Origin of the sequence: Micromonospora tarapacensis (assembly GCF_019697375.1) — a bacterium.
In the GTDB taxonomy this organism is placed as follows: Bacteria; Actinomycetota; Actinomycetes; order Mycobacteriales; family Micromonosporaceae; genus Micromonospora; species Micromonospora tarapacensis.
Window position 1 is genome coordinate 5,041,482 of sequence record NZ_JAHCDI010000004.1, and the last position, 21,564, is coordinate 5,063,045.

The 21,564-nt window shown below is 72.8% G+C and carries 20 protein-coding genes and 1 pseudogene; 13 read left to right on the top strand and 8 right to left on the bottom strand.

All coding sequences use genetic code 11. The features are described 5' to 3' along the window. Positions 1-5 precede the first annotated feature (5 nt). Positions 6-350: a metallopeptidase family protein gene (locus KIF24_RS29200; RefSeq protein WP_221087611.1), complete on the bottom strand. Its 345-nt coding sequence runs from the start codon at positions 348-350 to the stop codon at positions 6-8. Between the two features lie 120 nt (positions 351-470). Then, positions 471-902, bottom strand: coding sequence for an OsmC family protein (locus tag KIF24_RS29205; RefSeq protein ID WP_221086759.1), 432 nt, complete (start codon positions 900-902; stop codon positions 471-473). Positions 903-1,062: 160 nt separating this feature from the next. On the opposite strand from KIF24_RS29205, the gene KIF24_RS29210 reads away from it, so the two are divergent. The 3 genes from KIF24_RS29210 to KIF24_RS29220 all read left to right on the top strand — a co-directional run bounded on the left by KIF24_RS29210 (position 1,063) and on the right by KIF24_RS29220 (position 3,715). Beyond that, complete coding sequence (locus tag KIF24_RS29210; RefSeq protein ID WP_221086760.1) at positions 1,063-1,824, top strand: hypothetical protein; 762 nt, start codon at positions 1,063-1,065, stop codon at positions 1,822-1,824. 254 nt (positions 1,825-2,078) lie between these two features. Beyond that, positions 2,079-2,900: an HAD family hydrolase gene (locus tag KIF24_RS29215; RefSeq protein WP_221086761.1), complete on the top strand. Its 822-nt coding sequence runs from the start codon at positions 2,079-2,081 to the stop codon at positions 2,898-2,900. After that, complete coding sequence (locus KIF24_RS29220) at positions 2,900-3,715, top strand: HAD family hydrolase (RefSeq protein WP_221086762.1); 816 nt, start codon at positions 2,900-2,902, stop codon at positions 3,713-3,715. Before KIF24_RS29215 ends, KIF24_RS29220 begins: the two co-directional genes overlap by 1 nt. 52 nt (positions 3,716-3,767) lie before the next feature. Here KIF24_RS29220 and KIF24_RS29225 read toward each other — a convergent pair whose 3' ends face one another. Next, entirely contained in the window at positions 3,768-4,370 is a 603-nt protein-coding gene (locus tag KIF24_RS29225) for a bacterial proteasome activator family protein (RefSeq protein WP_221086763.1), read from the bottom strand. A 99-nt stretch (positions 4,371-4,469) separates the two neighbouring features. Here KIF24_RS29225 and KIF24_RS29230 point away from each other — a divergent pair, with 99 nt between their 5' ends. Next, the gene (locus KIF24_RS29230; protein WP_221086764.1) at positions 4,470-5,267 is read left to right on the top strand and encodes an alpha/beta hydrolase family protein; all 798 of its coding nucleotides are present in this window, start codon (positions 4,470-4,472) and stop codon (positions 5,265-5,267) included. Positions 5,268-5,345: 78 nt separating this feature from the next. After that, positions 5,346-6,545, top strand: coding sequence for an ABC transporter substrate-binding protein (locus tag KIF24_RS29235; RefSeq protein WP_221086765.1), 1,200 nt, complete (start codon positions 5,346-5,348; stop codon positions 6,543-6,545). Between the two features lie 19 nt (positions 6,546-6,564). Here KIF24_RS29235 and ddaH read toward each other — a convergent pair whose 3' ends face one another. After that, positions 6,565-7,398, bottom strand: coding sequence for a dimethylargininase (gene ddaH / locus KIF24_RS29240; protein WP_407939975.1), 834 nt, complete (start codon positions 7,396-7,398; stop codon positions 6,565-6,567). A gap of 59 nt (positions 7,399-7,457) precedes the next feature. Here ddaH and KIF24_RS29245 point away from each other — a divergent pair, with 59 nt between their 5' ends. Further along, positions 7,458-7,916: an Lrp/AsnC family transcriptional regulator gene (locus tag KIF24_RS29245; protein WP_221086766.1), complete on the top strand. Its 459-nt coding sequence runs from the start codon at positions 7,458-7,460 to the stop codon at positions 7,914-7,916. 72 nt (positions 7,917-7,988) lie between these two features. Then, a complete protein-coding gene (locus tag KIF24_RS29250) occupies positions 7,989-9,923 on the top strand; it encodes a beta-propeller domain-containing protein (protein ID WP_221086767.1) in 1,935 nt (644 codons plus the stop codon). 59 nt (positions 9,924-9,982) lie between these two features. Here the strand turns inward: KIF24_RS29250 and KIF24_RS29255 are convergent, their stop codons facing one another. The 3 genes from KIF24_RS29255 to mobA all read right to left on the bottom strand — a co-directional run bounded on the left by KIF24_RS29255 (position 9,983) and on the right by mobA (position 12,035). Further along, positions 9,983-11,062 carry a YbjN domain-containing protein gene (locus KIF24_RS29255; protein ID WP_221086768.1) on the bottom strand — a complete coding sequence of 360 codons (1,080 nt, stop codon included), beginning with the start codon at positions 11,060-11,062 and terminating at the stop codon, positions 9,983-9,985. 89 nt (positions 11,063-11,151) lie between these two features. Beyond that, positions 11,152-11,409 carry a DUF6457 domain-containing protein gene (locus KIF24_RS29260; protein WP_221086769.1) on the bottom strand — a complete coding sequence of 86 codons (258 nt, stop codon included), beginning with the start codon at positions 11,407-11,409 and terminating at the stop codon, positions 11,152-11,154. Further along, complete coding sequence (mobA, locus tag KIF24_RS29265) at positions 11,406-12,035, bottom strand: molybdenum cofactor guanylyltransferase (protein ID WP_407939977.1); 630 nt, start codon at positions 12,033-12,035, stop codon at positions 11,406-11,408. Before mobA ends, KIF24_RS29260 begins: the two co-directional genes overlap by 4 nt. Before the next feature lie 605 nt (positions 12,036-12,640). Between mobA and fdhD the strand changes: the two genes are divergently transcribed. Further along, positions 12,641-13,495, top strand: coding sequence for a formate dehydrogenase accessory sulfurtransferase FdhD (gene fdhD, locus KIF24_RS29270; protein ID WP_221086771.1), 855 nt, complete (start codon positions 12,641-12,643; stop codon positions 13,493-13,495). Between the two features lie 32 nt (positions 13,496-13,527). On the opposite strand, the gene KIF24_RS29275 is transcribed toward fdhD, so the two are convergent. Next, on the bottom strand, positions 13,528-14,565 hold the full coding sequence (locus tag KIF24_RS29275; RefSeq protein ID WP_221086772.1) for a DUF4192 domain-containing protein: 1,038 nt from the start codon (positions 14,563-14,565) through the stop codon (positions 13,528-13,530). Between the two features lie 151 nt (positions 14,566-14,716). On the opposite strand from KIF24_RS29275, the gene KIF24_RS29280 reads away from it, so the two are divergent. The 5 genes and pseudogenes from KIF24_RS29280 (at position 14,717) to KIF24_RS29300 (ending at position 21,465) form a co-directional block, all read left to right on the top strand. Further along, the gene (locus KIF24_RS29280; protein WP_221086773.1) at positions 14,717-15,631 is read left to right on the top strand and encodes a fructosamine kinase family protein; all 915 of its coding nucleotides are present in this window, start codon (positions 14,717-14,719) and stop codon (positions 15,629-15,631) included. Continuing rightward, the gene (gene moaA / locus KIF24_RS29285; RefSeq protein ID WP_221086774.1) at positions 15,628-16,641 is read left to right on the top strand and encodes a GTP 3',8-cyclase MoaA; all 1,014 of its coding nucleotides are present in this window, start codon (positions 15,628-15,630) and stop codon (positions 16,639-16,641) included. Before KIF24_RS29280 ends, moaA begins: the two co-directional genes overlap by 4 nt. A 2-nt stretch (positions 16,642-16,643) precedes the next feature. Beyond that, positions 16,644-16,892, top strand: coding sequence for a MoaD/ThiS family protein (locus KIF24_RS29290; RefSeq protein WP_221086775.1), 249 nt, complete (start codon positions 16,644-16,646; stop codon positions 16,890-16,892). A gap of 13 nt (positions 16,893-16,905) precedes the next feature. Next, positions 16,906-18,207 carry a metallophosphoesterase gene (locus tag KIF24_RS29295; protein WP_221086776.1) on the top strand — a complete coding sequence of 434 codons (1,302 nt, stop codon included), beginning with the start codon at positions 16,906-16,908 and terminating at the stop codon, positions 18,205-18,207. Between the two features lie 62 nt (positions 18,208-18,269). Then, positions 18,270-21,465: pseudogene (locus KIF24_RS29300) on the top strand (UvrD-helicase domain-containing protein). Positions 21,466-21,564 lie beyond the last annotated feature (99 nt).

Below are 21,564 nucleotides of genomic sequence, written 5' to 3' on the forward strand. Positions count from 1 at the left end.
CACCGTCAGCCCCAGCCCAGTTCGTGCAGGCGTGCGTCGTCGATGCCGAAGTGGTGGGCGATCTCGTGCACCACGGTCACGGCGACCTCCTCGACGACGTCGTCGTCGGTGTGGCAGATGCGCAGGATCGGCTTCCGGTAGATCAGGATGCGGTCCGGCAGGACACCGGCGTAATCCCAGCCCCGGGCGGTCAACGCGTGGCCCTCGTAGAGACCGAGCAGATCCTCACCGGGCGGCGGGTCGTCCTCGACCAGGATCACCACGTTGTTCATGAGCGCCAGCAGCTCCTCCGGAACCTCGTCCAGCGCCTCCCCCACCAACTCCTCGAACCGCTCGCGTCCCATCTCCACCGCCACCCCGTCATTCTCCCCCAGCCGACCCGCGACCTTGCACTCCCGGTAACGGAGAAAAGGATGCAGAACGCATTACCGCAACCGAAAGTGCAAGATCGACGCGGGCGGGAAAGCGGATCAGGACGTGAGGCGGGCGGTCAGGGTGATCTCGGCGCCGGGCGAGAGCAGGCGGGAGATCGGGCAGTGCTGCTTGGCGGTCTCGGCCAGCTTGGCGAACTGCGCCTCGTCGATGCCGGGCGCCTCGCCGACGGTCTCCAGGTCGATCCGGGTCACGGTCATCCCCGCGTCGGTCTTGTCGAGGTGCACCTTCGCGGTGGTCTCCACGGAGGTCGGCGTCGTGCCGGCGTCGGCGAGCGCCTTCGAGAAGGCCATCGAGAAGCAGCCGGCGTGCGCGGCGCCGATCAACTCCTCGGGGTTGGTGCCCTCGCCCTCCTCGAAGCGTGACTTGAAGGAGTAGTTCCCCTGGAGCCCGCCCTTGCCGGTGCGGATCGTGCCGGACCCCTCGGTGAGGTTGCCCTGCCAACGTGCGGAAGCGGTACGGATAGGCATGCACCTGACGCTAGTCCACCGGACGTCGTCCGGCGACCGGGCGCCCCGGCCGCGCGTCGGTGTTCCTCGGCACGGCGGACCGGCTGTGCCATGATTCGACACAGACCTGCACGGCGCGGCGGGCGCGCGGCGTCCGGGCCACCAGGAGAGGGTGAGCACGATGACCCACGACCTCCCCGTCCCCCGCCAGGACGACCGCTCCGACGGGACCACCGTCGTCGAGTGGGGCACCGAGGCCGAGTCGCCCAGGATCGGCCGGTTCCGCCAGGCCTTCGCCGGCCTCGGCCACGACCACCGGGTGCCGGTGCTGCTCGCCGGGCTCGGTGCCGCGGCGGCACTGGCCTCGCTGCTGGGCGAGTGGTCGACGATCACCATCCCCAACGGCGGCCCGGATCCGGCCACCCCGCTCGAGGTGACCAGCGGCGTGTCCGACAGCGGTGGGCTGGGCAGCGCCTACCTGGTCGGTCTCCTCGCGCTCGGCGGCACGGTCGCGCTCGCGCTGCGCGGCACCACCGCGGTACGGGCCAATGCCCGGGTGACCGGCCTGGCACTCGCCGCCGGCGTGCTCGCCCTGCTGGCGGCGACCGTGTCGACGCTCGACGACACGGTCCGCCGGGCTTTCGTGTATTCGAACGACCCCGGTTTCGTCGTGGAACACGGCCGTGGCCTGCTCGTCGCCTTCGCCGCCGTCCTGCTGTTCGCCGCCGCGCTCGTCCGGGCCGCGCCCGAGCCGACCGGCGCCCGGGCCGCGCCCGCCGATCTCCCGGCCCAACCGGACGGTGCACCGGCGGACCCGGTCGGACGGCGACGGCGTGCCGGCCGCCGGTCCGGGGAGGAGGCGGAGCCGGACGAGCGACGTCCGCCGGCCGACATCACCGTCGCCCCGACCGTTCCCTTCGCCCGTGAGGCGCCGCCCGACTGAGCCGACCACCCGGACCGGCAGCCGCCGGACTCGGCTGAGCCGATCACCGGCGGAGGTTTCGCCCCCCGGTTGTCGGACCGCCACGGCCGAGCCGGTGAGCGGCCATCTCCGGGGTGTCGCCCGTTGGCACCCGATTCGCCTGGAAGCCATGGTTGCGACCAGTTGTGCGAGGTACGGTTGCTGCCCGCCGTCACGCCGGGCCCTCCAGACGAGGCGAACGGCTGGTCGCGACGGCGGCGGGCGAAGGAGGAACGATGACCCGCCCGGGCCTGCCCAAGCTGATCGCCACCGACCTCGACGGGACGCTCGTCCGCAGCGACGACACCGTCTCGGCCTACACCCACGAGGTCCTCGACCGGGTGCGCGCCGCCGGCATCCCGGTGGTCGGCGCCACCGGCCGCGGTCCCCGGCTGACCGAACTGACCCGCAACGACATCCGCGCCGCGGACTTCCTGGTGCTGGCCGGTGGTGGCTGGGTGGTCGACCAGAGCGACCCGACCGGGCCGGTGATGCTGCGCGACGAGCGCCTCTCCAGCGAGGTGCTCGCGGTCCTGCTGACCGATCTCGAGGCCGCGGTCGGCCCGCTGACGGTCATGGTCGAGGCCTCCGACGAACACGACGCCCCGCTCTGGGGCGACTATCACCCGGCCTGGCCCTACCAGGACCGCTTCGAGGTGCGCACCCGCGACGAGTGCCTCGCCGGCGACGTGATCAAGGCGTTCGCGCGTACCGCCGACCACCACGTGGACGAACTGCTGGCGGTGGCGCTGGAGATCATCCCGCCGCACCTCGCCAGCCTCACCCAGGCCGGGTTGGGCTTCATCGAGATCTGCCCGCCCGGAGTGGACAAGGCGTCCGGGCTCAGCGTGATCGCGCAGAGCCTCGGCGTGGACCCGGCCGACGTGCTGGTCTTCGGCGACATGCCCAACGATCTGCCGATGTTCGAGTGGGCCGGCTGGGGCCGGGTGGCCGTCGCCAACGCCCACCCGAGCCTGCGCGCGGTCGCCGACCACGTGACCCTGCGCAACGACGACGACGGGGTGGCGGTCTACCTCGACCGGCTACTGTCCAGGTGATGGATGGGACACCGCGGCTGGTCGCCAGTGACATCGACGGGACGCTGCTGCGCGACGACCGCACGTTGAGCGCCCGCACCGCCGCCGTGCTGGCTCGGATCTCCGCCCGGGGCACGCCGGTCGTGCTGGTCACCGGCCGGCCGATCCGCTGGCTAAAACTGGTGTACGACCAGCTGGCCGAGCCGCTGCCCGCGGTCTGCGCCAACGGCGCGGTGGTCTACGACCCGGTCAACGACGAGGTGCTGAGGGCCGACCCACTGGCCCCGGAACTCCTCGCCGAGGTGATCCGCCGGCTACGCGCCGAGCTGCCCGGGGTGAGCCTGGCGGTGGAGATCGTCGACGGCCGGCAGATGCGACACGAGGCGCACTACCCGCTGCGCTGGGACGCCGACGACGAGGCGATCCGGGCCGTGGAGACCGCCGAGGAGCTGCTGTCGATGCCGGCGGTGAAGTTGCTCGCCCGGGCCGCCGGCGAGCAGGACCCGGACCGGTTCACCCAGTTGGTCGCCACTGCCATCGCCGGATTGGCGGAGGCCACCCACTCCTCGCGTTCCGGGCTGGTGGAGATCTCCGCGGCCGGCGTGACGAAGGCGGCCGGGCTGGCCTGGTACTGCCACCGGATCGGCGTCGACGCGGCCGACGTGCTGGCCTTCGGCGACATGCCCAACGACGTGCCGATGCTCACCTGGGCCGGCCGGGCCGTGGCGGTGGCCAACGGTCACCCGGCCGTCCTGGCGATCGCCGACGAGGTCGCCTCCGCGAACTCCACCGACGGCGTGGCGGCGTACCTGGAGAAGGTCTTCGGGGCGGACTGAGCCGACGGACCGGCGTGCGGCCCGCCCACTGCGCGCCGCACGCCGGATCAGGTCAGAGGTACTGGCCGGTGCTGTGCCCCTCACCGCCGGGCTGGCCCATGCCGGGCATCCCCGGCAGCACGGCGGCACCGGGTCCGCTGGGCAGCGCCTGCCGGCCGGAACGCATCTGCTCCAACTGCACCCGGGCTGCCATCTGCTGGGCGACCAGGGCTGCCTGGATGCCGTGGAAGAGCCCTTCCAGCCAGCCGACCAACTGGGCGTGGGCGATCCGCAGCTCGCCCTCGCTGGGTGCCTGGTCCTCGCTGAACGGCAGCGAGATCCGCTCCAGTTCCTCGCGCAGTTCGGGGGCGAGCCCTTCCTTCAACTCCACGATCGACCGCTGGTGGATCTCCCGCATCCGATGCCGGCTGGCGTCGTCCAACGGAGCGGCCTTGACCTCCTCCAGCAACTGTTTGATCATGCTGCCGATCCGCATGACCTTGGCCGGCTGTTCGACCAGTCGCGACGGATCATCGCCGGGTCCGTCCTCGGTCTGCATGGTGCCGACGGGCCGACCGTCCGGCCCGACCACCACCACCGTTCCGGAATGCCCGGTGCCGTCCCGGCCGGGCTCGTCGTTCTCTCCAGCGGAGCGCGCTTCGGTCATGCCACCCATCTTTACCCAGTGGCCGGCACCGACGCCCGCCGGCCCGGCGGTCCGACCCCGTCGGGAGCCGCATCCCCGGTCGACGGTGAGCCGCGCTACCGTCGCCCAATGCCCTCGGATCCCCGGGCGGTGCTCACCCGCCCCGCGCCCGAGCCGGACGTGACCGTCGCCTACGGCGAGCACCCCGACCAGATCGCCGATCTACGCCGGCCGGTCGGCGCCGGCCCGCCCCGGCCGTTGGTGATCGTCGTGCACGGCGGTTTCTGGCGCGCGGAGTACGACCGGCGGCACACCGGCCCGCTGGCTGCCGCGCTGGCCGCGCTCGGGCACCCGGTCGCCCAGCTGGAATACCGGCGGACCGGGCAACCCGGCGGCGGCTGGCCCGGCACCCTGACCGACGTCGTGGTCGGGGTGTCCGCGCTGCCCCGGCTGGCCCAGGCCGCGCTGCCCGGCCGCGTCGCACCGACGCCGCCGGTCCTGGTCGGTCACTCGGCCGGTGGGCACCTCGCGCTGTACGCGGCGGCCCACGCACCGGGCGCCGTCGGCGGGGTCCTCGCGCTCGCCCCGGTCGCCGACCTGACCGAGGCGTACCGGCTGGACCTGGACGCCGGGGCGGTGGCCGCACTGCTCGGGGGCGGACCGGCCGACGTACCCGAGCGGTACGCCAGCGCCGATCCGCGTTTGCTGGTTCCCCTCCGGCCACGGACGGTAGTGATACACGGCACGTTGGATCAACAGGTTCCCGTCGGCATATCGCGGGACTACGTGGCCGCCGGACGGGCGGCAGGCGCCGATATCCACCTAGTTGAGCTTCCAGAATGCGAACATTTCGGGCTCATCGATCCCGAGTCGGCGGCCTGGCCGCAAGTTTCCAGCACATTGCGGTCTTTTCGTGAAGATCACTAACCATTGACGCAGCGTCGCGGAGCAGGTAGAACGCCGGAGGGGCGGATGCCGCCCGGCAACGCATTTGAAGGGAACCCGGTGTCGCAGATGAACCGCAGGCGGGCACTCCAGCTGCTGGCCGCGCTCGGTACGGGCGGACTCGTCGCCGGGTGCGGCTCCGACGCTGAGCAGGACGCCACCAGCACAGCGAGCCCGATCAAGATCGGCCTCATCGCGCCCCAGTCCGGCGCCGGCAAGACCATCGGCGACGAGCTGAGCAACGGATTCCAGCTGTACCTCGACCTCAACGAGGAACGCCTCGGCGGACATCCCGTCGACCTGCTCACGGCCGACGAGGGCGAGAACGTCAAGTCCGGCCAGGCCGCCGTCGACGGGTTGCTCAAGCAGGGCGTGCTCGCCCTGACCGGAGTCGCCAGCACGGCGGTCATGTTCGGCATCCGGGACACCGTCGAACAGGCCCGGGTTCCGCTGATCGGCTCCAACGCCTCACCCGCGAGCCTGCAGAGCGTCGTCTACATCTGGCGCACGTCGTACGTCCTCGACGAGGCGGCGCGGGCGCTCGGCCGCTTCATGAGGGAGGAACTCGGCCCCTCCGACCGGATCGCGACGATCCTGCCGGAAGGTATCGTCGGCGTCGAGGACGTGTTGCGCGGCTTCCGCCAGGAGTTCGGCGAGTCCGATCCGCGCATCGCCAGCCAGGTGACCTGGACCTCGGGCACCGCCAGCCCCAGCAAGACCGCCTACGTCTCCGACATCAACCGGGCGCTGGCCGGCAACCCCTCGGTCGTCTTCTGCTTCTACTCCGGTTCGGCGGCGGCGGAGTTCATCATGCAGCTGCGCGACGCCGGTTTCCGGGGCAGCATCTACGCCCCCGGGTTCCTCACCGAGGGCTCGGTGCTGGAGGACATCAGGCCGGCCAACGACGCGCTCGGCATCCGGACGGCGTTGAACTACTCCGCCGACCTGAACAACGAGGCCAACCGCCGGTTCGCCTCGGCGTACCGCAAGAAGCACAACGTCTCGCCCACCACCTACGCGATGGCTTCGTACGACGCGGCAAAGGTGCTCGACCAGGCGATCCGCCTCGCCGGCCCGGCCCCCACCCCGCAGCAGGTCAACCTCGCGTTGGGCCGGATCGGGCAGATCGACAGCCCGCGCGGTGCATGGCAGTTCAACCAGCCGCGCACCCCGCAGCAGAAGTGGTACCTGCGCGAGGTGCAGCGCGACGGTCAGGTGCTGTCGAACGTACTGGTCAGCGAGCTGGCCACGCTGGGCTGATCACGAGGGCACCGGCTGCTCAGTGCCGCAGTTCGGCGATGCAGCACTTCACGCTGCCGCCGCCCTTCTTGAGTTCGGTCAGCTCCACCGGCACGGGCGAGTAGCCGGCTGCCTTCAGCCGCCCCGCGAGCCGGGTCGCCTCGCCGTTGAGCACCACGTTGGCCCCATCGCTGACCAGGTTCAACCCGAAGGCTAGGGCGTCGTCGTCATCGGCCAGCACGGCGTCGGGGAAGAGCTGGGCGAGCACCTTCTGACTGGCGGCGGAGAACGCGCCCGGGTAGTAGACGACGTTGCCGTCGTCGATCGAGGCGAGCGCGACGTCCAGGTGGTAGAAGCGCGGGTCCACCAGCCGCAGCGAGACCACCGGACGGCCCAGCGCCTCCTGCGCCTCGGCGTGCGCCGGCAGCTCGGTACGGAAGCCGTGCCCGGCCAGGATCAGCCCGCCGTGCGCCTCCGGCAGGTACGCGAAGTCGCCCTCGCCCTCGTTGGTCTCGTTCGGTGCGATGAACCGCCAGCCCTGCGACTCGTGGAACGCCCGATGCGCGGCGGCCTCGGCAGCCCGCTGCTGGTGCTTGAACCGCGCCCCGTAGACCGTCCCGTCGATCATTAAGGCGCCGTTGGCGGCGTAGACCATGTCGGGCAGGCCGGATTCGGGGGCCAGCAGGTGCACCTCGTGGCCGAGACCGACCAGGGTTTCCCGCAGGCGGTCCCACTGCTTCACCGCCAGTTCCGCGTCGACCCCGGCGGTCACGTCCATCCACGGGTTGATCGCGTACTCGACCGCGAAATGCTCCGGCGAACACATGAGATATGTCCGCTTTCGCGGCACTCGCTGCTGGTTCACGGTGACCAAGGGTAGGTAGGGTACAACTTTGGTAACAGCCGCAAACATTGCTTCTCTGAGGCGGAACATTGCAGATCGACGCCGTTGACCAGCGAATCATTGCGTTGCTCGTCGCTGACGCTCGCGCCTCGTACGCAGACATCGGCACCCGGGTGTCGCTCTCCGCTCCGGCAGTCAAGCGGCGGGTCGACCGGCTGCGGGCGGCCGGGGTGATCCGGGGATTCACGGCCATCGTGGACCCCGCCTCGGTCGGCTGGACCACCGAGGCCTTCGTCGAGCTGTTCTGCGCCGGCCGGACCACCCCCGCACAGATCGGCGCCGCAGTGCGGCGTCACCCCGAGGTGGTCGGTGCGTACACCGTCTCCGGCGAGGCCGACGCGCTGGTGCACCTGCGTGCCGCCGACATCTCCCATCTGGAGGAGGCGTTGGAGCGGCTGCGGGCCGAGACGTTCGTGACCTCCAGCCGCAGCACCATCGTGCTCTCCCGGCTGGTGGAGTCGCCGGGCGTCGGCCCGTCCGGCGACTGATCCACACCGGCGTCCGGCGAACCCCGGCACGGCGGGTGGAACCGGACGCGCGGCCGGTGCGTCGAACCGCTCATGAGACGGGGAACGAAGGTAGCCGCGACGGGTGGTGCGCTGGTCGCACTCGCCCTGCTCGCCGGCAGCGTGGCAGCGACAGGACCGGTGCCGCGGGCACCCCGCACCACCGCCCCGCCGATGGTGCCGGTCGGCCTGGTCTCCTTCGACTCCTGCGCCGACGCCATCACCGAGCTGCGTGCGGCGGCCAGCGCCTCGGTCGGGCCCTACGGATTCGGCGGCGAGGCGGTGCTGTTGGGCGACCGGGCGGCCATCGGCGGCGCCGAGTCGACGACGCGGACCTTCGCCGAAGCGCCGGCCGGTGCCGCGCCCCCCGGCGGCGGAACGGACCACTCCACCACGAACAACCACGAGGCCGGCGCGGACGAACCGGACCTGGTCAAGACCGACGGCCGGCGAATCGTCACGGTCACCAACGGCGTGCTGCGGGTGATCGACCCGGCCAGCCGCCTGATCAGCGCGAAGCTCGACCTGACCGGCGGGCGGGAGGAACTGCGCTGGTCGGAGCACCGGCTACTGCTGCTCGGTGACCACGCGCTGGTGCTCGCCGAGGACCTGCCGGCGCCGGACGGCGTCCACCGGTCCAGGTGGCGGCCTGGCGGGACTCGCCTGCTGCTGGTCGATCTGGCCGGAGGGGCCCGGGTGCTCGGCACCTACCGGATCGAGGGCAGCACCGTCGATGCCCGGCTGACCGGCGACACCGCCCGGGTGGTGGTCCGCACCGGGGTCCGCCTGGAGTTCCCGTTTGAGAAGTCGGGCGCTGACCCCGTCCGGACCGAGCGGAACCGCGAGGTGATCGCGCGGGCCGGGGTCGAGGCGTGGCTGCCGGGGTACGAGTGGACGGCCGGCGACGAGCGGCACACCGGTCGGGTCGGCTGCGACCGGCTCAGCCGCCCGAAGCGGATGACCGGTTCGTCCACGCTCACCGTGCTCAGCTTCGACCTCACCGCCGACCGGCTCGGCGACGGTGATCCGGTCGCGGTGGCCGCCGATGCCGACACCGTCTACGGCACGGCGACCAGCCTCTACCTGGCCGGCCGGCGGCCGATGCCGGCAACCACCTCGCCCCGCTGGCGGCCGGCGCCGACCGGCCAGGTCACCGACATCTACCAGTTCGACACCGCCGCGCCGGGCCGTCCCCGCTTCCTCGCCGCCGGTTCCGTCCCCGGCTGGCTGATCAACCAGTACGCGCTCTCGGAGTGGGCCGGCCACCTGCGGGTAGCCACCACCACCGGCGATCTCGGCGGCGAGGAACGGACCTCCGAGTCCGCCGTGCGCGTGCTGCGCCGGGACGGCGGGGCACTGGAGCCGACCGGGATGGTCGGCGGCCTTGGACGCGGCGAGCGGATCTACTCGGTGCGCTATCTCGGGCCGGTCGCGTACGTGGTCACCTTCCGGCAGACCGACCCGCTCTACTCACTGGACCTGACCGATCCGGCCCGGCCCAGGGTCACCGGCGAGCTGAAGATCACCGGCTATTCGGCGTACCTGCACCCGCTGTCCGACGGGCGCCTGCTCGGCGTGGGCCAGGAGGCCGATCGCGAGGGCAGGGCCGAGGGCGTGCAGGTGTCCCTCTTCGACGTCCGCGATCCCGCCCGGCCGAGCCGCCTGGACCAGTGGCATCTGCCCCACGGGTGGTCCAGCGCCGAGCACGACCCGCACGCCTTCCTGTACCGGCCGGAGAGCGGGCTGGTGGCGCTGCCGGTCGACGCCGGCATCCGGCTGCTCCGCGTCACCGGCGACACGATCAGCGAGATCGGCGCGGTGACCCATCCCAGCATCGAGCGAGCGACCCACCGCCGCCCATCGGCGTCGTCGCCGGCGGTACGCCGGTCGCTGGTCGTCGGCGACGTGCTCTGGACCGTCTCCGACGCGGGACTGCGGGCCAGCGACCCGCTCACCGCCCGGAGCCTGGACTGGATCGCGACGACCTGAGCCTTCCTCCCCCGCGGGTGGGGCCCGGTTTCTCGGGGTTTCCGGGCCTCACCCGCGCCCTACAGGTACATGCCGGTGCGGTGCTCACCCCGCCCCGGCTTGTCCCCCTCGCCGAAGAAGCGCTTGCCGCCGAACTCGCCGTGCAGGCGGTCGTCCAACTCGTCGGCGAGGCCGGTCATCACCTGCACCGCGAGCATCAGGTGGGTGGGCTGGAAGTTGCGGCCGAAGACCGGGATCGACGCCCACACGGTGTCGTCGGCACAGTAGAGACGCCCGATCGGCATCCGGTTGGTCAGCTCGGAGAGCTTCACGTAGAGCCGCTCGGTGGGCTCGACCTCGGTCAGCACGGGGGAGAAGACGTCGACCAGCGGCGGGTTGTCGCGAACCCGGACGAAGACCATCGCCGATCCGGCGCGGATGTTGATGTCGCCGTCGGAGTCGACCTGGACGCGATCGGAGTCCGACTTGAGCATGGTCGAGACGACGGTCCGGACCCGCTCGGCCAACTCCAGCACCTCGGTGTCGGCGCCGGCCTCGTCGGCGGCGGCCAGCACCTTCTCCAACTCGGTGCCGATCTCCCGGCCCAGGCCGACCTCGCTGCGCGCGGTCCCCAACGCCTCGCCGGGCAGTGGCTCACCCTCGGCGTCCTCCATCACATAGACCAGGAAGGCCGGGTGCGGGGCGCCGTAGACGTCGCGCAGAGTACGTGAGACCAGCGCGGCCAACCGGGTGGCCTCGTCCATCGCGCAGTCCACCCCGAACTGGTCCCCCGAGCCCTCCACCACACCCGGCGGCGACCAGCCCAGCGCGACCATGTCGGCGACCGCCGCCCGGTCCAGCCGGTAGCCCGGCGGCAGCGTGGCGTTGCCCACCGCCCGTGCGGCGAGCCGGCCATCCGGCCCGACCTCAAGGTAGACGGAATAGACGGCGTCGTCGGTGCCGGAGGCGGTCGGGTCGAGGGTCAGCTCCACGTGTGCTCCCGCCGGCAAAGCGGACAGCCGGGCAGCCAACGCCCGGGCGAACTCCCGCCACGCGTGGGTCACCTTCGCCCGCAGATCGGCCGTGCTCGGCTCGTCGAGCAGGATCGACTCGTGGTGCGCCGGCGTGCCGGGCGGCGCCGAGGGGTGGTCTGCCGTCATGATCGCCTCCGTCCGTTCCGGTCACCCTACCCAGCCGCCCGTTGGGACGGATCGGCGCGGACCGTGATCGGACAACGACGCCGAGGCGGTCAACCGGTGCCGCGCTCACCACCCAGCTCGACCGGCCAGCTGCCGGCCAGCCCGGCGAGGCGAGCGGCCGTCGCGGCAGGATCCGCGCCCCGCCCGACGGCCAGGCCGAACAGGTACGCGGTGACCGGTGCGCCCGGTCGCAGCACCTGATGGGCCACGTCCCGGGCCAGATCCAGCACGGTCGGAACCGGGACCTGCGCCGGGTCGAGGCCCAGCTCCGCACAGGCCGCCGTGACCCAGTCGTCCATCACCGTCATCGCGCCCACTCCTCCGCCCGGCGTACATCACGCTCAGTGTCGCAGTCGAACCAGGGCTCCAGGCCGTCGCCGGTCCACCTCACCTCGCGTACGGCCAGGTTGGTGAGCAGTTCGCGCAGCGGCGCGCCGGCCAGTTCGCCGCGACGCCCGGCGAGTCGGTCGAGGGCCGTACGCAGGGCGTACGGTCGCCACACCCCGCACAACGTCTGCCGCCGCCCCGACCCGTCCACGAAACACGCGCCGTCCACGCCCGTCCCCGAGCCGTGCCGGCCGGCCGCGTCGACGGGCTCGTCGTCGAGGTGACGCAGCAACTCGCGGACTGCGGACCGGTTCAGCAGCGGCAGATCGGCGGCGAGCAGGGCCACGGCCGGCACCTCGATGTCGAGCAGGGCGAGCCCGGCCGCAACGGCGGCGACCGGCCCGCCGCCCGGCGGCACCTCGCGGGTCAGCCGTACCCCGGCGAGCGCCGGCCCGGGACCGACCAGGATCCGGGGTGATGCGTCGGCGACCGCCGCAAGGACCCGCTCGCGCATCGGAACGCCGCCGACGGGCAGCGCCGGCTTGTCCCGCCCGCCCATCCGGCTTCCCGCACCACCCGCGAGCACCACCGCCGCGTACGCCCTCACGGCGTCACGGTAGCCGCCCGGCATCCTCCTCGGCCCGCGACCATGCGCTCCCGGCGAGCGGTGGGATGTGTGCTCCCCTGTCCCCGGCACGGGCGGGCAGGGTTTGGATGGTGGTGTGCGCGCCCTGTCGAGCTGATGGCGCAGACGGATCGCGGCGGCTCACCGCCTCGACGGGTAGCTGGTTGCCGAGGGCAACTGGTCGCCGCGCGAGCGGCCGACCTCCGAACAGCCGAGTCGGACCGCCAACGTGTAGGGCCGAGTCGTGAACGGCAACGCCCCTGAACGGCAACGCCCGTAGATTGGCCAGTAGATCGTGGACGGCCACCCCGTGGACGGCCAGATCGCGAGGCGTTCGGCATGGGTAGCCGGCGCGTGGGCGGGCGCGAGGGCGAGAGCGCAAACGGTTCAGCTCGACAGGCGCCGGTGGGGAGATACTGACCTGGCGAGGGCCGGAACCCGGCCCAACGCCGGACCGGGCCGGGCGCGAGGTATTGCGCGGCGGCCAGGATCGCGGCACATCCCGCGGGGCGGGGCCAGTCCCTCAGGGCGGAGGGGCATCCCGCGGGCGGGTGTGACGCGGCGGGGCGGCGGGGGAGGATGGCGGGGTGGGACGGGCTAGTGATCGACGCGGCGTGCTGCGGGTGGACCTGGACGCGACGGAGGCCGGACGTCGCCGGGCACGGCGGCCGGACACCGTCGCCGCCGAGGAGCCGTTGGAGATCCGGGTCGGTCCGGCCGGGCCGGGCCGGCGGCGACCGCTGACCGTCACCATGCGTACCCCCGGTGCCGATCTCGACCTGGCCATCGGCTTCCTGTTCACCGAGGGTCTGATCCGTTCGACGGACGACGTGTCCACGGCTCAGCTGTGCGCCGGCACGGACACCCCGAACACCTACAACGTGGTCGACGTGACCCTGGCGCCCGGCGTGCCGGACCCGGTCACCGACGCGACCCGGCACTTCCACACCACCAGCGCCTGCGGCGTGTGCGGCAAGGCGAGCATCGACGCGGTGCGCACCCGGTCGCTCTTCGACGTCAGCGGCGACTCGCTGGCCGTGCCGGCGGAGCTGCTGGCCGAGCTGCCACAGCGGCTGCGGGCCGGGCAGCGAGGCTTCGACCGCACCGGCGGTCTGCACGCGGCGGGCCTGTTCACCGCCGGCGGCGAGCTGTTGGTGCTGCGCGAGGACGTGGGCCGGCACAACGCGGTGGACAAGGTGGTCGGCTGGGCGGTACGCGAGCGCCGGTTGCCGCTGACCGGCCATGTGCTGCTGGTCTCCGGCCGGGCCAGCTTCGAGCTGACCCAGAAGGCGTGGATGGCCGGTGTGCCGCTGCTCGCCGCGGTCTCGGCACCGAGCACGCTCGCGGTCGACGTGGCCACCGAGGCGGGGCTGACCCTCGTCGGCTTCCTGCGCGACCGGACGATGAACGTCTACACCGGCGAACACCGGGTGACCGGCTGAAGCCACCGCCGACGTACAGGACTTGATGTTGTTCACCGCGATCGCCGCCGAGCGCGTCGCTTCGCCCGACGCCGGGCCCTGGGCAGGCCGGTCGCCGGCCAGCCGTCCAGCCTCGACGGGGGCACGCCCCGGCGGAGCAGGTCCTCCAGCAGCAGGGCGAGCGAGTAGTCGGGATGCTCGGTCAGCACCCGTTCCAGTGCCACGGCCGCCAGCGCGCCCTGCCCCGCGCGCCAGGCGGCGAACGCCAGCAGGGATCCCGGGGCGGCGATCAGCTCCGGCTCGGCCCGGCGCAGCACCTCCGCCCAGAACGCGGTGTCCTCGTCCCGACCGTCGGTGTGCTCCCAGGCGTGGTCGCGTACCGGGAGGTGGGTCAGGAGCAGGCACAGCCAGGCCAACTCGTCGTCGGTCAGCCGCTCACCGTCGCGGTGCCGCCCTCGGCTTGCCCGCAGGGCCGCCACCCCGGACGTCCGCAGTGCCCGCCCGCCGAGCAGGTCGGTGGAGGGTGCCGCCGCCAACAGGTCGGTGAGCCGTCGGTCCGCCCGTTCGGCGGCCTGCCGCATGGTCGCGCCGCCGGCCGGGGCGACCTGTGCGGCCAACGCCGCCCGGTCGGGCAACGCGACCTGGCCGGCGAAGACGGCCGCCGCCGGCACCGCGCTCGCCAGCGGGTCGTACGGCGTGCCCTCGGGCGGGCAGCACTCCGGCTGCGCGCAGACGTACGACCACCACCGCCCGTCGGTGACCCGCAGGGCGTCGAGGACGGTGAGCCCGGCGTCGGCCAGCGCGACCCGTATCGCGTCCACCGCCGGGGTCACCCGGGCCGCCGTGCCGTAGCCGATCACGGTGGCCGAGTCGGCGCCCTGCTGGGCGGTCACGGCGGCGATGTGCCCCGCCGGCTCGTGCGGATCGCCCTCGCCGGGCAGGTCACCGCGCGCGGCGAAGGTGATCCGCGAGCCGGACAGCGCCACCACCACGACGCTGTCGGCGGGATGGAAGCCGAGCAGGTACGGCACTGCGGCGATGAGGTCGGCGGGAGAGCGGACGGTGAGCCGGGGCAGGTCGGTCGAGTTCATGCAGGCAGCCTGCGAGCCGACTGGTGCCCACCGCTGCCCCTGTGGACGACACGCCGGTCGTCCACAGCTACTGACTGTATTTATGCAGCTCAGGCCCGATCGGACGGTCACCTCACGTCACCTGGCCGGCCGGAGGCGATACGTTGCGGGCATGGACCTGGCGTATCTGCGGGCGCATCCGGAGCACCTGCCGACCTTCCTGACCCACCAGCGGATCCGGGAGACGCCGGTGCCCGGCGGCAACATCTGCACGGCGTCCCGGCTGACCCTGGACGACGGCCATTCGGTGTTCGCGAAGACCTGGCCGCAGGAGGCGGGGCGGCCCGTGCCGGAAAGCTTCTTCGCGACCGAGGCGACCGGGCTGCGGTGGCTGCGCGAGGCCGGCGCGGTGGCCGTACCGGAGGTGCTGGTGACGCTGCCCGACCTGCTCGCGCTGGAGTGGATCGATCCGGGCGAGCCGAGCGCGGCGGTCGCCGAGCGCTTCGGCCGGGAGTTGGCGGCCCTGCACCGGGCCGGCGCGCCGGCGTTCGGCGCACGGTGGCCGGGGTTCATCGGGGCGCTGCCGGCGGACAACACCCCCGACGACGGTCCCTGGGCGCAGTGGTTCGCCCAGGCGAGGTTGCTGCCGTACCTGCGCCGGTCGGTCGACAACGGCGCCCTGCGCGAGACCGACGTCGCCCTGGTCGAGCAGGTCGTGGCCCGGATCGACGAGTTCGGTGGCGACGAGCCGCCCGCCCGGATCCACGGCGACCTCTGGCCGGGCAACCTGCTGTGGGGCGACGACGGTCGGATCTGGCTGGTCGATCCGGCGGCGCACGGTGGGCACCGGGAGACCGACCTGGCGCAGTTGGCGCTCTTCGGCGGTCCGCCGTATCACGAGCGGATCCTGGCGGCCTATCAGGAAAGCTGGCCGCTGGCCGGCGGCTGGCCGGCTCGGATGCCACTGCACCAGTTGCATCTGCTGCTCGTGCACACCGCCAACTTCGGCGCGGCCTACCGCGATTCGGTAACCAGGAGCGCCCGGGACGCCCTGAGCGGGGTCGGCCGCGCTACCGTCGACGGGTGACCTTCGCCCCGCCGACCGGCGGCGTCCTCGCCGACCGGTACGGCCGCGTCGCCCGGGACCTGCGGGTGTCCCTGACCGACAAGTGCAACCTGCGTTGCACCTACTGCATGCCCGCCGACGGACTGCCCTGGCTGGCCGGGCCGCAACTGCTGACCGACGACGAGGTGATCCGGCTGATCCGGGTCGCGGTGTGCCGGCTCGGGGTGGACGAGGTGCGGTTCACCGGGGGTGAGCCGCTCATCCGTCCCGGCCTGGTCGGCATCGTGGCGGCCGTCGCCGCGCTGGACCCGCGCCCCCGGATCTCGTTGACCACCAACGGCATCGGCCTGGAGCGCCTCGCCCCGGCGTTGCGCGCCGCCGGTCTCGACCGGGTCAACGTCTCGCTGGACACGCTGGACCGCGAGCGTTTCACCCGGCTCACCCGACGCGACCGGCTGCCCGACGTGCTGGCCGGCCTGGTCGGTGCGGCCGACGCCGGCCTCACCCCGGTCAAGGTCAACGCCGTGCTGATGCGCGGCGTCAACGACGACGAGGCACCGGCGCTGCTCCGCTTCGCCCTCGACCACGGCTACGAGCTGCGGTTCATCGAGCAGATGCCGCTGGACGCCCAACACGGGTGGGACCGGGCCGCCATGGTGACCGCCGAGGAGATCCTGGCCACACTGCGGGCCGCGTTCGACCTGAGCCCGGACCCGGCCGAACGCGGCGCGGCGCCCGCCGAGACCTGGCTGGTCTGCGGCGGCCCGGCCCGCGTGGGGGTGATCGGCACGGTCACCCGGCCCTTCTGCGGCGACTGCGACCGGACCCGGCTCACCGCCGACGGTCAGATCCGCAACTGCCTGTTCGCCACCGAGGAGTCGGACCTGCGCGGCGCGTTGCGGGCCGGGGCCGACGACGAGGAGCTGGCCCGGCGCTGGCAGGCGGCGACGCTGGGCAAGCGGGCCGGGCACGGCATCGACGATCCGTCCTTCCTGCAACCGTCCCGGCCGATGTCCGCCATCGGAGGTTGATCATGACCACCGTCACCGTCCGCTACTTCGCCGGGGCGCGGGCCGCCGCCGGCCGGGCCGAGGAGACCTCCTCCGCCGGGCGGTCGCTGGACGAGCTGCTGACGGAGCTGGCCGAGCGGCACGGTGAGCGGATGGTGCCCGTGTTGGCGGTGTCGAGTTTCCTGGTCGACGGCGTGACCTGTCATGATCGGCGGCAGCCGCTGCCGGCCGGGACGACGATCGACGTCCTGCCTCCCTTCGCCGGTGGCTGAGGGGGATCCACCTGTGTTCGCGGTACTCGGCTTCGTGGCCACCCTTGCCCTGGTCACCGGGCTCATCCATCTCTACCTGTGGAAGCGGCTGGTCAAGGACACCACGACGGCGGGGCGCTGGCGGCGGGCCGGCACGGTCACCTCGGTGGTGCTGGCGCTGCTCGTACCAGCGACCATGGTCGGCACCCAGGCCGGGATGTACTGGCTCGCCTGGCCCGGCTACCTCTGGCTCGCGCTGATGTTCTACCTGCTGGTGTTGCTCGTGGCGCTGGAAGTTCCGATGGTGGTGACGCGACTGGTGCTGCGCCGCCGGTCGGCGGTGGCCGCGCCGGAGCCGGTCCTGGTCGGCTCGCCCGGGCCGGCGCCGTCGACCGGTGGGCCGGCCGCGACCAATGGGCCGACGGCGACCGCTGGGCCGACGGCGACCGACGTCCCGGCCGACCCGCCGGCCGCCGGGGCGGTCGGTCCGGACCACGATCCGGGGCGGCGCCTGCTGCTCGCCCGGGGCGCCGCGATCTTCGCCGGACTCACCGCCACCGGGCTGGTCGGCTACGGTGTACGCACCGCGATGGGGCCGCCACAGCTGGACCGGGTGCAGATCCCGCTGGCCAAGCTGCCCCGCAGCATGGACGGCCTGCGCATCGCCACCGTCTCCGACATCCACATCGGGCCGCTGCGTGGCCGGGCGCACACCGAGCAGATCGTCGCCGCGATCAACCGTCTGGAGGTCGACATCGTCGCCGTGGTCGGTGACCTGGTCGACGGCACGGTGACCGAGTTGGGTGGGGCCGCGGCGCCGCTGCGTGGCCTGCGTTCCCGCCACGGCAGCTACTTCGTCACCGGCAACCACGAGTACTACTCCGGCGTGGAGGAGTGGGTGACCGAGGTCGACCGGCTCGGCCTGCGGGTGCTCCAGAACCAGCGGCTGGAGATCGCCGCTCGCGGCGGCGTGCTCGACCTGGCCGGGGTCAACGACGTCTCCGCGGCGGGCAGCGGCGTCTCGGCGCCGCCGGACTACGGCGCCGCCCTGGGCGACCGGGATCCGTCCCGGCCGGTGGTGTTGCTCGCCCACCAGCCGGTGGCCGCGCTGGAGGCCGCGAAGTACGGCGTCGACCTGCAACTGTCCGGCCACACGCACGGCGGCCAGATGGTCCCCTTCAACCTGCTGGTCCAGCTGGAACAGCCGGTGGTCTCCGGGCTGGGTGAGGTGGACGGGACGAAGGTCTACGTCACCAACGGCGCCGGCTTCTGGGGCCCGCCGGTGCGGGTCGGCGCGGAGCCACAGATCACCCTCGTCGAGCTCCGCTCGGCATAGCGCACCTCACCTTCAGCGCGTGGCGCCGCACGGGAGCACGGCCGGTCGTGGCAGGATGCGGCGTGCCCCCGTTCAGCGCCGTACCCTCCGATGGCTTCCCGCCATTCGTCGCGGACCTGCACATCCACTCGAAGTACTCGCGGGCCTGCAGCCGCGACCTGACCCTGCCGAACCTCGGCTGGTGGGCGCGGCGCAAGGGCATCGCCGTGCTCGGCACCGGTGACTTCACCCACCCCGCCTGGTACGACCACCTGCGGGAGACGCTGCTTCCCGCCGAGCCCGGTCTCTACCGGCTGTCGCCGGAGGCGGAGCGGGACATCGCCCGCCGGCTGCCGCCCCGGCTGGCCAGCGAGGCGCAGAGCGATCCGGTCCGGTTCATGCTCAGCGTGGAGATCTCCACGATCTACAAGCGGGACGACCGGACGCGCAAGGTCCACCACCTGATCTATCTGCCGGACCTGGACGCGGTGGGCCGCTTCAACGCCGCGCTGGGCCGGATCGGCAACCTGGGCTCGGACGGCCGGCCGATCCTCGGGCTGGACTCGCGGGACCTGCTGGAGATCACCCTTGAGGCCAGCGGTGACGGCTACCTCGTCCCGGCGCACATCTGGACGCCGTGGTTCTCCGCGCTGGGCTCGAAGTCCGGCTTCGACGCGATCGCCGACTGTTACGCCGACCTGGCCGACCACATCTTCGCCGTGGAGACCGGGCTCTCCTCGGACCCGGAGATGAACTGGCGGGTCGGCAGCCTGGACCGCTACCGGCTGGTCTCCAACTCCGACGCGCACTCGCCACCCGCACTCGGCCGGGAGGCGACCGTCTTCGCCTCGGCGCGGGACTACTTCGGCATCCGCGAGGCGCTGCGTGGCGGCGACGGGCTGGCCGGCACGATCGAGTTCTTCCCCGAGGAGGGCAAGTACCACGCGGACGGGCACCGGCTCTGCGGGGTGAACTGGGCGCCCGAGCGGACCCGGGAGGCGCAGGGACGCTGCCCGGAATGCGGCAAGCCGCTGACGGTGGGCGTGCTGAGTCGCGTCGAGGACCTCGCCGACCGGCCCGAGGGATACCGGCCGGCGCACCGCCCCCAGGTGACCCACCTGATCCAACTCGCCGAGATCCTCGGTGAGATCAACAAGGTTGGCCCGCGCTCGAGAAAGGTCGAGGGGAGGCTCACCGAACTGGTCGCCGCGCTCGGCCCGGAGCTGGAGATCCTGACTCGCGCCCCACTGGACGAGATCGGCCGGGTCGGCGGGGAACTGCTCGCCGAGGGCATCGGCCGGCTGCGCCGCGGCGACGTCCGCCGGGTGCCCGGCTACGACGGCGAGTACGGCGTGATCACCCTGTTCGATCCCGCCGAGTTGGGCGGCCCCGGTGTGTCCGCCGGGCAGGAGACGCTGTTCGACGTGCCGGTGCCGGCACAGCGACAGCCCGCGGAGCCGGCAGCGAAGCCGGACGCCAGGGCGAGGCGGCCGGCGGTGAAGGCCGAGCCGAAGCGCAGGCCGGCACCCCGGCACCGCCGATCGCGCCGCCGCCCTCCCGCACGAGCCGTTCGAGCCGATGCTCGCCGGCATGGAGGAGGTCGGCACCGGCCTGCTCGACCGGCTCGACGCGATGCAGCGGGTGGCCGCCTCGGCACCCGGTGGCCCGCTGCTCATCGTCGCCGGGCCGGGCACCGGCAAGACCCGTACGCTGACCCACCGGATCGCGTACCTCTGCGCGGAGCTGAACGTCTTCCCCGAGCAGTGCCTGGCGATCACGTTCACCCGCCGGGCCGCCGAGGAACTGCGGCACCGCCTCGACGGCCTCCTCGGTCCGGTCGCCGAGGACGTCACCGTCGGCACCTTCCACTCGCTCGGGCTGACCATCCTGCGCGAGAACGCCGAGGCCGCCGGCCTGCCGGACGGTTTCCGGATCGCCGACGACGCGGACCGGGCGGCGGCTCGGGCCGACACCGGCGACGACCCGAGCCGCTACACCGCCCTGCTGCGCAAGCAGGGCATGGTCGACCTGGACGAACTGCTCACCCTGCCGGTGACGCTGCTGCGGGAGGACCGGAAGCTGGTCGACCGCTACCGGGAACGGTGGCCGTGGATCTTCGTGGACGAGTACCAGGACGTCGACCCGGTGCAGTATGAGCTGCTGCGTCTACTCAGCCCCGCGGACGGGAACCTGTGCGCGATCGGCGACCCGGACCAGGCCATCTACTCGTTCCGGGGCGCCGATGTCGAGTACTTCCTGCGCTTCTCGCGGGACTTCACCGACGCCCGGCTGGTCCGGCTCAACCGCAACTACCGCTCGTCGGCGCCGATCCTGGCCGCCGCGGTGCAGGCCATCGCGCCGTCGACGCTGGTCCGGGGTCGCCGGCTGGATCCGGCTCGGCTCGACCCGGAGGCTCCACTGGTCGGCCGGTACGCCGCGGCCTCCGTCGCCGACGAGGCCGACTTCGTGGTACGCACGGTCGACGACCTGGTCGGCGGTCTGTCCCACCGGTCGCTGGACTCGGGCCGGATCGACGGCCGGTCGACCACGCTGTCCTTCTCGGACATCGCGGTGCTCTATCGGACCGACGTCCAGGCCGCACCGATCGTGGACGCCCTGTCCCGGGCCAACATTCCGGTGCAGAAGCGCTCGCACGACCGGCTGCGGGATCGCCCCGGCGTGCTGGCGATCGCCCGCGAGCTGCGACACGCCTCCGGTCTCGACGGTGCGCTGCCCGCCCGGGTGAGCCTCGCCGGCCGGGTGCTCGCGGAGCGGTTCGCCATCCCGACCCTCGATGGTGCGGGTGGGACACGTCCGGAGGACGTCCGAACGGCCGTCGACCTGCTGACGCCGTTGGCCCGCCGCTGCGGCGACGACCTGGAGATGTTCCTGTCCCAGCTCGCGACCGGGGCGGAGGTGGACGCGCTCGACCCGCGGGCCGAGGCGGTCACCCTGCTGACCCTGCACGCCGCCAAGGGACTGGAGTTCCCGGTGGTCTTCCTGGTCGGTGCGGAGGACGGGCTGCTGCCGCTGCGCTGGCCGGGCACGGCACCCGACGAGGACGCGGTCGCCGAGGAGCGTCGACTCTTCTTCGTCGGGTTGACCCGCGCGCAGGACCGGCTCTACGTCAGCCACGCCGCTCGCCGGGTCCGGCACGGGTCGGAGCGCGACTGCCGCCCGTCGCCGTTCCTCGACGTGGTGGACCCGGGCCTGTTCGAGCGGCTCGGCCACGGCGACGGGCCGCGCCGGCCGAAGGATCGGCAGTTGCGGCTCATCTGACGGTCGAGCCTCGGTGTCTTTTCGTGGACACTACGGTGGCGTGGGCGACGGTTCTCCACAATGACCGTCGGCATGACACCCGCTGGCTCCACCCACTGG